The 11096-nt window shown below is 66.0% G+C and carries 10 protein-coding genes; 6 read left to right on the top strand and 4 right to left on the bottom strand.

Annotated features, from left to right (window positions below):
* The 4 genes from JNK68_13995 to hpnH form a co-directional block, all read right to left on the bottom strand.
* A partial coding sequence (locus tag JNK68_13995; protein MBL8541454.1) for an NAD(P)H-dependent oxidoreductase subunit E occupies nucleotides 1-1356 on the bottom strand: 1356 nt, incomplete at its 3' end.
* 262 nt (nucleotides 1357-1618) lie between these two features.
* Nucleotides 1619-2497 (bottom strand): succinate--CoA ligase subunit alpha, encoded by an 879-nt coding sequence (gene sucD, locus JNK68_13990; protein MBL8541453.1) that lies wholly within the window; start codon nucleotides 2495-2497, stop codon nucleotides 1619-1621.
* A 13-nt stretch (nucleotides 2498-2510) separates the two neighbouring features.
* A complete protein-coding gene (sucC, locus tag JNK68_13985) occupies nucleotides 2511-3677 on the bottom strand; it encodes an ADP-forming succinate--CoA ligase subunit beta (GenBank protein MBL8541452.1) in 1167 nt (388 codons plus the stop codon).
* Between the two features lie 227 nt (nucleotides 3678-3904).
* Nucleotides 3905-5005: an adenosyl-hopene transferase HpnH gene (hpnH, locus tag JNK68_13980; GenBank protein ID MBL8541451.1), complete on the bottom strand. Its 1101-nt coding sequence runs from the start codon at nucleotides 5003-5005 to the stop codon at nucleotides 3905-3907.
* A 407-nt stretch (nucleotides 5006-5412) separates the two neighbouring features.
* On the opposite strand from hpnH, the gene JNK68_13975 reads away from it, so the two are divergent.
* The 6 genes from JNK68_13975 to JNK68_13950 form a co-directional block, all read left to right on the top strand.
* Complete coding sequence (locus JNK68_13975; GenBank protein ID MBL8541450.1) at nucleotides 5413-6447, top strand: phytoene/squalene synthase family protein; 1035 nt, start codon at nucleotides 5413-5415, stop codon at nucleotides 6445-6447.
* Nucleotides 6447-8384 (top strand): squalene--hopene cyclase, encoded by a 1938-nt coding sequence (gene shc, locus JNK68_13970; protein MBL8541449.1) that lies wholly within the window; start codon nucleotides 6447-6449, stop codon nucleotides 8382-8384. The genes JNK68_13975 and shc overlap by 1 nt, the downstream gene beginning before the upstream one ends.
* Nucleotides 8381-9109, top strand: coding sequence for a phosphorylase (locus JNK68_13965; protein MBL8541448.1), 729 nt, complete (start codon nucleotides 8381-8383; stop codon nucleotides 9107-9109). The genes shc and JNK68_13965 overlap by 4 nt, the downstream gene beginning before the upstream one ends.
* Nucleotides 9110-9161: 52 nt before the next feature.
* Complete coding sequence (locus JNK68_13960; protein ID MBL8541447.1) at nucleotides 9162-10547, top strand: aspartate aminotransferase family protein; 1386 nt, start codon at nucleotides 9162-9164, stop codon at nucleotides 10545-10547.
* A 16-nt stretch (nucleotides 10548-10563) separates the two neighbouring features.
* On the top strand, nucleotides 10564-10734 hold the full coding sequence (locus JNK68_13955) for a copper resistance protein CopC (GenBank protein MBL8541446.1): 171 nt from the start codon (nucleotides 10564-10566) through the stop codon (nucleotides 10732-10734).
* A gap of 13 nt (nucleotides 10735-10747) precedes the next feature.
* Nucleotides 10748-11096: copper resistance protein (locus JNK68_13950; GenBank protein MBL8541445.1), on the top strand; the 349-nt coding region annotated here is incomplete at its 3' end.

Genomic DNA, 11096 nt, shown 5'->3' with positions numbered 1-11096 from the left:
TTCGTCGATCAGGTTCTGCACCGAGATGCCCGCAGGCGCCAGGTGCACGCCGGGCTTCTTGACGCGCCCGCTGACGGAGAACGAGCGCAGACCCTGGCGCCCGTTGCAGCCGAATTCCGCAAACCACTGGCCGCCACGTTCAAGAACGTCCCGCACCCAGTACAGGGTTTCCATGTTCTGTTCGAGGGTCGGGCGCCCGAAAAGCCCCACTTGCGCCACATACGGCGGGCGCAGGCGCGGCATGCCGCGCTTGCCTTCGATCGACTCGATCATCGCCGACTCTTCGCCGCAGATGTAGGCGCCGGCGCCGCGGCGCAGATGGATCGGCGGCAATGCGCACGGCGGATCCGCCTGCAGTCGCGCGATCTCCCGCTGCAGGATGTCGCGGCAGCCGTGATATTCGTCGCGCAGATAGATGTAGCAGGCGCCTGCCTCGACGATCCACGCGCCGATCAGCATGCCCTCGATGAAGCGATGCGGATCGCGCTCGAGATAGGTGCGGTCCTTGAACGTGCCCGGCTCGCCTTCATCGATGTTCACCGCCACCAGCTTGGGCTGCGGCTCGCCGCGCACGATTCGCCACTTGCGGCCGGTGGGAAATCCCGCGCCACCGAGACCGCGCAGCCCCGAGTGCTCCATGCGGCCGATGATCTCCTCGGGTGCGTACTTGCCCGCCAGGCAGTCGGCGAAGAAGCGGTAGCCGCCGTCCCGCCGATAGGAATCGTAATCGACGTAGGGCGGCGCGATGGCGTTGCGATCGCTTGGCGTGCGCTCGGGCGCAACAAAATCGACCGGCCTGAAGGTGCCGTGCCCCTTCGCGTCAGGGTGCGTGAGATCGCGCTTTTCGAGCAGCGCACGCACGCGCTCGACCGTCGCGCAGGCGACGGGGTGCTGACCCGCGACGGCGGCCGGCGCCTGCTCGCAGCGCCCGATGCAGGGGGCCGCAATGACGCGCACACCGGCCCCGAGCGCGGCCGTCAGGCGCTCGCGCAGTTCTTCGGCACCGGCAAGCCAACAGGAAAGGGAATCGCAGACGCGCACGGTGACCGCGGGTGGTGCCGCGTCCCCTTCCTTGACCACGTCGAAATGATGATAGAACGTCGCGACCTCGAAGACTTCGGCGAGCGGGAGGTTCATCTCCCGTGCGAGTGCGACGAGGTGTGCGGCTGCAAGATGACCGAAGGCGTCCTGGATCTTGTGCAGGTGTTCGATCAGCAGGTCACGCTGCCGCGGCGCACTCCCGAGCAGGGTGCGCACCTCTTCGAGCGCTTGCGGATCGGCTGTGCGTCCCTTGAGCGACGCGCGCGGCCGCCGGGTCGGACGTGCATCGGCCGACACGATGTTCCTGAAGTCCATCGCCTGTTGCCCTTCCTCCGCGGGGTACGGCCTCCTGGGGCCGAATCTCCCGTTATCACCCTGAACTCAAAAGTCGATGCGCGCCTGCAACATCAGTGCCAATCGGCAAACCGCCCTAACTGGCTGTTCTGCAGGGGCGCCTCCGGCAACATCGAGGCGGTTGTGGGACAGACTGTTACTCACCTGCAAAGTGACTGCCTCGCGGCGTGAACAGCGGCCGTGAAGCGCGCAGCGGCCGCCGTTCGAAGCTTCCGAAAGCCCGCTACTTGAGCATCGCCTTCAGCGTGGAGCCCATCTCCGCCGGGTTGCGCGTGGTCTTGATCCCGGCGTCTTCCATCGCCGCGAGCTTCTCCGCCGCCGTACCCTTGCCGCCCGAGATGATTGCCCCGGCGTGCCCCATCCGCTTGCCCGCCGGCGCCGTTACCCCTGCGATGAATCCGACCACGGGTTTGGTCATATGTTTCTTGACCCAGGCCGCGCACTCCTCTTCGTCGGAGCCGCCGATCTCGCCGATCATCACCACCGCCTCGGTCGCGGGATCGTCGTTGAAGAGGCGCAGGATGTCGATGTGCTTGAGGCCGTTGACCGGATCGCCACCGATGCCCACCGCGCTTGTCTGCCCGAGCCCGAGCTCGGTCAGCTGCCCGACCGCCTCATAGGTCAGCGTGCCGGAGCGGGACACCACGCCGATGGGGCCCTTCTTGTGGATATGGCCCGGCATGATGCCGATCTTGATTTCTTCCGGCGTGATCACGCCGGGGCAGTTCGGACCGAGAAGCAGCGTTTTCCTGCCCTGCATGCGATGACGGGTGCGGATCATGTCGCGCACGGGCACGCCCTCGGTGATGCAGACCACGAGATCGAGCCCGGCGTCGACCGCCTCGTCGATGGCGGCAGCGGCAAAGGGCGGCGGCACGTAGATCACGCTGACGGTCGCACCCGTGGCTTCCTTCGCGTCCTTCACGGTGCCGTAGATGGGGATGCCTTCGAAATCCTCGCCCGCCTTCTTCGGGTTGACGCCGGCGACGAAGCAGTTCTCGCCGTTGGCGTAGTCGCGACACATGCGCGTGTGGAACTGTCCGGTCTTGCCGGTGATCCCCTGGGTGATCACCTTCGTGTTCTTGTCGATCAGGATGCTCATTGCTCGCTTCTCCCTACTTGCCCGAAACGGCCGCAACAATCTTCTCGGCGGCGTCTGCCATATTGTCTGCAGAGATGATCGGCAGTCCCGAATCGCGCAGGATCTTCTTGCCGATGTCCTCGTTGGTCCCCTTCATGCGCACCACCAGCGGAACCGCAAGATGGGTCTCCCGCGCGGCGGTGACGATGCCGTCGGCGATGGTGTCGCAACGCATGATGCCGCCGAAGATGTTGACGAGAATGCCCTTCACCTTGGGGTTTGCGAGCATCAGCTTGAAGGCTTCGGTGACCTTCTCGGTGGTGGCGCCGCCGCCGACGTCGAGGAAGTTCGCCGGCTCTGCACCGTACAGCTTGATGGTGTCCATCGTCGCCATCGCAAGGCCGGCGCCGTTGACCATGCAACCGATGTTGCCGTCGAGCGAGATGTAGGAGAGGTCGTACTTCGAGGCCTCGATCTCCGCCGGATCCTCCTCGTCGAGATCGCGCATCGCGAGAATGTCGGGATGGCGGAAGAGTCCGTTCGAATCGAAGTTCACCTTGGCGTCGAGCGCCACCACGCGGCCGTCACCGGTCAGGATCAGCGGATTGATCTCGGCCAGCGATGCATCGGTCTCGTCGAATGCGCGATAGAGCCCCTGCAGCACGGTTCTCGCCTGCGGCACGCTGGCGTCCGGAATGCCGATCTTGCGCGCGACGTCGTCGGCTTCAGCGTCCGTCAGCCCCTTCACCGGGTCGATCGCGACCTTGTGGATCTTTTCCGGCGTCTTCGCGGCAACTTCCTCGATGTCCATGCCGCCTTCAGAGCTCGCCATCAGCGTCACGCGCTGCGCGACGCGATCGACCACCATCCCGACATAGAGCTCCTTCTTGATGTCGGCACCTTCCTCGATCAGAAGCCGCCGCACCTTCTGTCCGGCAGGGCCGGTCTGATGCGTGACGAGCTGCATGCCGAGGATCTGACTCGCGTACTGCTTGACCTCGGCCTCCGACTTCGCCACCTTCACGCCGCCTCCCTTGCCGCGGCCGCCCGCATGAATCTGCGCCTTCACGACCCAGACCGGCCCACCCAGCGTTTTTGCCGCCGCCATCGCTTCGTCGACGGTAAAGCAGGGCACCGAGCGCGGCGTAACGACGCCGTACTTTCTCAGGATTTCCTTCGCCTGATATTCGTGGATCTTCATCTTGGATCTTCTTCCGGTGATTGTGGGAGCATCGCGCGACTGCGCCGGACGCGATTCTGAGGATGGCCGCCACCACCGAGGTTGCCCTCGATGGTGCTGCGGCCGCACCCGCGTTCGCAATCCGCTGGCGATCCAATAACGTCGCGCGCGACCTTATATTCTACTCCAGCGGGAAGGCGGGCAGGCTGCGAAGAAGGGGTGCGCGCGGCCCCGAGCCGATGCTGCCGTCAGCTGCCGGCGGAAGAACCCTTGAGCTCGGGTATCGGCTGATCGAGGGACGGCAAGGGCTGCATACCGTCGTCGACCATCGGACCTGCGGTGCGCGGACCGCGCATGGCGACACCGAGCGCCTTCAGCGGATGCGCCAGCGCATCGTTCACCGCGGTCGGCTCGTAGCCGCAATGCGCCATGCACTGCGCGCACTTCGGATTGCGGTCGGAGCCGTAGCGGTCCCAGGCGGTCTCTTCCATCAGCGCCTTGAACGTCGGCGCGTACCCCTCGCCCACCAGGAGATAACACGGCTTCTGCCAGCCGAAGACGTTGCGTGTCGGATTGCCCCAGGGCGTGCACTGATAGCTCTGATTGCCCGCCAGAAAGTCCATGTACAGGCTGGAATGGTTGAACCGCCAGCCACGCCCGCGGCCGCGCCTCAGGATGTCGCGGAAAAGGCGCCGCGTCGCGTTCCGCTGCAGGAAGACGTTCTGCAGCGGCGCGCGCTCGTAGCTGAAGCCCGGCGACACGGTGATCGCCTCCACCCCCAGCCCGGTCACGTAGTCGAAGAACTCGGCGACGCGCTCGGGCGCCTCACCCTCGAACAGGGTGCAGTTCACGCTCACCCGGAAACCCTTGTCGAGCGCGAGCCGGATCGCCTCGACCGCACGATCGAACACCCCGGTCTGACACACCATTTCGTCGTGACGCTCGCGGTCGCCATCGAGGTGCACGGAGAACGTGAGATAGGGCGACGGCGTGTAATCACCCATGCGCTTCTTGAGCAGGAGCGCATTGGTGCAGAGGTAGACGAACTTCTTGCGCGCGATGATGCCGCGCACGATCTCCGGCATCTCCTTGTGCAGGAGCGGCTCGCCGCCCGGAATCGAAACGATCGGCGCACCGCACTCGTCCACCGCGGCCAGACATTCCGCCACCGACAACCGCTTGTTCAGGATCTCTTCCGGGTAGGCGATCTTGCCGCAGCCGGCGCAGGCGAGATTGCAGCGGAACAAGGGTTCCAGCATCAGCACCAGCGGGTAACGATCGACACCGGTGAGTTTCTTCTTGAGAATGTAGTAGCCGACCTTGAGCTGCTGGCGCAACGGTACGCTCATTGGTTTCCTGGTAAAGTTTTGAACAAGGGTTGCGGATCACCCGCCACATGCCACGAGCGATCGAAAGAAGAGAAGTTGCGGATCTGCAATGAATTCTTCTTCGTTCTGGACGCCCGACACTCACGTCTCTCACCCACGTCCATATCCCTAGTCGTTGTGGGTGAATCCTAGGCGTTTTCGTCACATTTCAGCATAATAGCGCGGCCGGCGCAGGGATGCATCCCGGCGGGGTTCGCGCCCTGCCGTGAAACGCACCACCGGCAACTGCTCGCCACGCACCGGCGGGTCCCGACATATGACAAGAAAATGCCCAGAGATGCGCGTGGCACTGCAGGGAGCCCGCGATTGGCGTTGCCCGGCTCGTGATTGCTGACACCATCGCGACGGCCGCCGTCGCTCCGCACGCGATGACGCCCGAGGCGTCCGATGCTGCCTTTCAGGCACGCATGCTGGACGGGGTATCGCGCACGTTCGCGCTGACCATCCCGCAGCTGCCCTCCGATCTGCACCCGGTCGTGAGCAACGCGTATCTGCTTTGCCGCATCATCGACACGATCGAGGACGAACCTGCGCTCTCTGCGGCAGCGAAGCGGGAGTTCTCCGAGCAGTTCGTGCGCGCGGTGAGCGGCGCGGAGCGCGCAGAACACTTCGCGGCTGCGCTGTCGCCGCTGCTCTCCAACGCGACGCTCGCCAGCGAGCGCGAACTGGTGCAGGAAACACCGCGCGTGCTTTCCATCACGCATCGCTTCACGCCTGCGCAGCGCGACGCACTCGCCACCTGTGTGCGCATCATGGGCGAAGGCATGGTGTGGTTCCAGGAGGAAAAGAATGCCCGCGGCGTGGCGAACATGGCCGCGATGGACCGCTACTGCTACCACGTGGCAGGCGTGGTGGGCGAGATGCTGACGCGTCTTTTCTGCGAGCACTCTGCCGCCATCGCGCGGCACCGCGACCTGCTCATGCCCTTGGCAGTGTCATTCGGGCAGGGTCTGCAGATGACCAACATACTGAAGGACATCTGGGCCGATTTCGAACGCGGGGCGTGCTGGCTTCCGCGCAGCGTCTTCGCGCGAGCGGGCTTTGATCTGAAGGATCTTGCTCCCAGCACGTATAATCCCGCATTCGAACGTGGCCTCATGACGCTGCTGGCGGTTGCGCACGGGCACCTGCGCAACGCTCTCCATTACACGCTGCTCATCCCGCCGGAGGAGACAGGGATCCGCAACTTCTGCCTGTGGGCGATCGGCATGGCGGTGCTCACACTGCGCAAGATTCGCCGCCATCCCGGATTCTCGAGCGGGGACGAGGTGAAGATCTCGCGGCGCAGCGTCAAGGCGACCGTGATTGCGAGCCGGCTTGCGGCCGGTCACGATCGCGCGGTCAGGATGCTGTTTCATCTGGCGGCCAGCGGGCTGCCACTCAAGGAAAAGGGAGTCGATTGATGGTTCCAACTGCGGGCCAACCGCAGCGCAAGCTTTCTGTTGTCCGCGCGGCGCCGCGGGATGCACTCGATCGCGCCATCGAGCGCGCGCGCGGCGCTCTCCTCGCCGCCCAGCAACCGGAAGGCTACTGGTGCTTCGAGCTCGAAGCCGATTGCACCATCCCGTCCGAGTACATCCTGATGATGCACTACATGGACGAGGTGGACGCGGCGCTGCAGACCAAGATCGCGGTCTACCTGCAGACGCACCAGATGGCCCACGGCGGCTGGCCCCTCTACCACGGCGGCGCATTCGATCTGAGCTGCTCCGTCAAGGCTTATTACGCCCTCAAGCTCGCCGGCCACAGCGTCGACGCCCCGCACATGGTGAAGGCGCGCCAAGCCATCCTCGCTCACGGGGGTGCTGCGCGCGCGAACGTCTTCACGCGTATCGCGCTCGCGCTCTTCGAGCAGGTGCCATGGCGCGCGGTGCCGTTCATACCGGTCGAGGTGATGCTGCTGCCGCGCTGGTTCCCGTTCCACCTAAGCCGCGTGTCGTACTGGTCGCGCACGGTGATGGTCCCGCTCTTCATCCTCTGCAGCCTGAAGCCGAAGGCGCGCAACCCACAGCGGGTCGACGTGCGCGAGCTCTTCACGGTCGAACCGGAGCACGAGCACCACTATTTCCCTTCGCGCTCGCGGCTGAACGACGTGTTCCTCCTGCTCGACCGCGTCGGGCGCCGCATCGAGCCGCTGATCCCGGGATGGGTGCGGCGACACGCCCTGCGTAAGGCGGAAGCGTGGTTTCTCGAGCGCCTGAACGGCATGGGCGGGCTCGGCGCGATCTTCCCGGCGATGGTGAATGCATACGAGGCGCTCGATCTGCTCGGCTTTCCGCCGGACCACCCGCACCGCCGGACGGCCCGCGCGGCAATCGACAAGCTGCTCGTCGTGAAAGAGAACGCGGCTTACTGCCAGCCCTGCTTCCCACCGGTGTGGGACACCGCCATCGCGTGCCTCGCGCTGCACGAGAGCGGCGAAGCAAGCGCGAGCATCGGGCGCGGCCTCGACTGGCTGAAGGCGAATCAGCTGCTCGACGAGCCCGGCGACTGGCGCGACGCGCGCCCGCACCTGCGCGGCGGCGGCTGGCCTTTCCAGTTCGAGAACGGACACTATCCCGACATCGACGACACGAGCATGGTGGTCTGGGCGATGGAGGCATTCGACCGACCGGAGTACGCCGAGACGATCGCGCGCGCCATCGAATGGATTGCGGGGATGCAATCGGCAAACGGCGGCTTCGCCGCCTTCGATGTCGACAACACGCACTACTACCTGAACGAGATCCCGTTCGCCGACCACGGTGCACTGCTCGACCCGCCGACGGCGGACGTGAGCGCACGTTGCGTGGCAGTGCTTGCTTCCAGCGCGCACAACAATCGCGTTCACCGCGCCGCGCTCGAGGCCTGCATCCGGTACCTGCGCGCAGAGCAGGAACCGGGTGGGGCGTGGTTCGGGCGCTGGGGCACCAATTATGTCTACGGCACGTGGTCGGTGCTCGCGGCGTTCGAGATCGCCGGCATTGCGTCCGACGACCCGGCCGTGCAGCGCGCGGTCGCATGGCTCAAGGGCGTGCAGCGCGCCGATGGCGGCTGGGGTGAGGACAACGACACCTATCTGCACCCCGACACCGCGGGGCAGGCGCACGAGAGCACTTCGTTCCAGACCGCCTGGGCGATGCTCGCTCTGATGGCTGCCGGCGAGGGGCAGTCGGCAGCTGTGCGGCGCGGCGCCCAATATCTGCAGTCGACCCAGCTCAGTGACGGGCTGTGGCACGACGAGGCCTTCACCGCACCCGGCTTCCCGCGCGTCTTCTACTTGAAATACCACGGCTACAGCAAGTACTTCCCGCTCTGGGCGCTCGCGCGCTATCGCAGAGAGCGCAGCGGTGGCGCGTGAATGTCAGCCGCGCCGGCCTCGTCGTCGCCTTGCCCGAGGAATGCCGCAGCCTGAGCCCACGGCGCGTGCAGCGCGGCGACTGTTTTCCCCTCGATGATGCGCGCCTCGTTTGCATCGCGGGCATGGGACGTGACAACGCCCGGCAGGCTGCGCAGCGGCTGGTCGAGGCGGGTGCCCGCGCGCTCGTGAGCTGGGGCTGCGCCGCCGCGCTGTCGCCCCTGCTCAAGGCGGGTGACCTCTGTCTGCCCGCCGAAATCATCGACGCACACACCGGACGATGGGTGGCGAGCGCGGCGTGGCAGCGGCGCGTGCGTGAGGCGCTGGAGCACGCGTGTGCGGTATGCGGCGAGCCCCTGTTGAGCGCAGACCGGCTTGCCGCCAGCGTGGCGGACAAGCGTGTCCTGGCGGCAGCGTCGGGCGCCGTGGCGGTGGACATGGAAAGCGCGGCCGTCGCTGCCGTGGCGAGCGCCCGCGATCTGCCCTTTCTCGCCGTGCGGGCCATCGCCGACCCGGCGGACATGGCGCTGCCCGGCGCCGTCGTTCGCACCACCGACGACACCGGTGCGCTCAGTCGCTCGGCACTGATCGGCGAGCTGCTGCGGCATCCGCGCGAGATAGCCGGGGTGCTGCGGCTCGCAGCGCAGTTTCGTGCCGCGCTGCAAACGCTCACCCGCGCCGCCGATCGCCTGGGCGCCGACCTGCTGCTCGATGCGGGCGCTGTCTGACGATCACGGGTCGCGCAGCCGGATTCACACGATTCACCAGCGGATGGCATCGATGTCGTATCTCACCGAACTCATGAACGAGCACCGCGGGGAGAACTTCTTCCTGCACGAGAACTATCTCAACGCTCAGATGGTGAAGGTGCTGAAGACGATCGGCTACGATCGCCTGTACACGGGCGCCTTCGGCCCCTATCTGTACGACGACAAGGGCAGCGAGTATCTGGATCTGCTCTCCGGCTGGGGCGTCTTCGCGCTCGGCCGCAATCACCCGAAGGTGAAGGCCGCACTGCAGGACGTGCTGGCGCAGGACCTGCCGGACATGGTGCAGCTCGACGTGTCCCTGCTCGCCGGACTGCTCGCCGAGCGCCTGCTCAAGTTCACGCCGGGCGATCTCTCCAAGATCTTCTTCTGCAACTCGGGCGCAGAGGCGGTGGAGGCCGCCATCAAGTTCGCCCGCTTCACGACGAAGCGCGAGCGCATCCTGTATCTCGAACACGGCTTCCACGGGCTCACGCTGGGCGCACTCTCGCTCAACGGCGAGAAGGTCTTCCGCGACGGCTTCGGTCCGCTGCTGCCCGAATGCTATCCGGTGCCGGTCAACGATCTCGCCGCGCTCGAAAAAGCCCTCCATCATCGCGACGTCGCAGCGTTCGTGTTCGAGCCGATCCAGGGCAAGGGCGTCAACCTGCCGGCCGACGACTACCTGCCCGAAGCGGCGCGTCTGTGCCGCAAGTACGGCGCGCTCGTCGTCGCGGACGAGATCCAGACCGGTCTCGGCCGCACCGGGAAGTTCTTTGCAGTCGAGCACTGGGGGCTCGAGCCGGACATGATCTGCATGGCGAAGGCGCTCTCCGGCGGGTTCGTCCCGGTCGGCGCGGTCGCCATGCGCAAGCACGTCATGGACGCCGTCTTCAATCGCATGGACCGCGCAGTGGTCCATGGATCCACCTTCTCCAAGAACAACCTGGCGATGGCCGCGGGGCTCGCGACGCTGCAGGTGATCGAGGACGAGAAGCTGGTGGAGCACGCGGCCACCCTGGGCGGCGCACTGCTCGCCGACCTGCAGGCGCTCACGCGCAAGCACGAGTTCCTGAAGGAAGTGCGCGGCAAGGGCATGATGATCGCGCTCGAGTTCGGCTCGCCGAAAAGCCTCGGCCTGAAGGCGGCGTGGGGTTTCCTGGAGACTGCGAACAAGGGTCTCTTCTGCCAGATGATCGCGATCCCGCTCTTCGCGCATCACCGCATCCTGACGCAGACCGCCGGCCATGGCATGAACGTGCTCAAGCTGCTGCCGCCGCTCGTCATCGGCGAACGCGATCGGCAGTGGACGGTCAACGCGTTCGACGCCGTCATCGCCGACTGTCACAAGGTGCCGGGCTCGGTGTGGGAGCTCGGCAAGACGCTCGCCGGTCACGCGCTGAAAGCAAAGGCGGGCTAACACCGCGCCGCACCCGATCTCTCGCGACGTGCACGCGCCGCTGCCGATCGCGGCAGGCAGGAAGCCGGGGCAGCTCACGGTCGAACTGCCACCGCTCAAACCCGGCGAGTACGCGCTCAAGTGCCGCGTCTTCGCCGCCGACGGTCACCTCACCGACGAGATCCTGCGCTTCAGCGTCACCAAATGAGTGTTTCCCCGCGATGTACGTCCAGGGCGTAGCGAACTTCCTGGACGACTTCATGGGCGGGCTTCTGCTGTTGAGCCTCGCCCTGCTGATCGGAAGCCTGGTGTGGGCGGCGTTCATACTGCGCATCGGGCGCGGCGCACCGGGCGGGGAAGCCGCCATCGCGCGGCGCTGCGTCGACGTTCTGCGGTACGGTGCCTTGGCGCTGGTCGTGTTCCAGTCGTTCAAGATCCTCACCAAGGGCGTCGTGCTCGCGTCTTCCCTCGGCGAACTGCCGCTGGGTGCCTACGCCGCGACGCTGCAGTTTCGCGCGGGAATCGTGCGCATCGCGCTCGCGGCGCTCATCTGGGTCGTCGCACGCGGAC

This window comes from Betaproteobacteria bacterium (genome assembly GCA_016791345.1).
Taxonomy (GTDB): domain Bacteria; phylum Pseudomonadota; class Gammaproteobacteria; order Burkholderiales; family JAEUMW01; genus JAEUMW01.
Note: the sequence above shows the minus strand (reverse complement) of the source record. Positions and strands in the feature narration are given on the sequence as shown.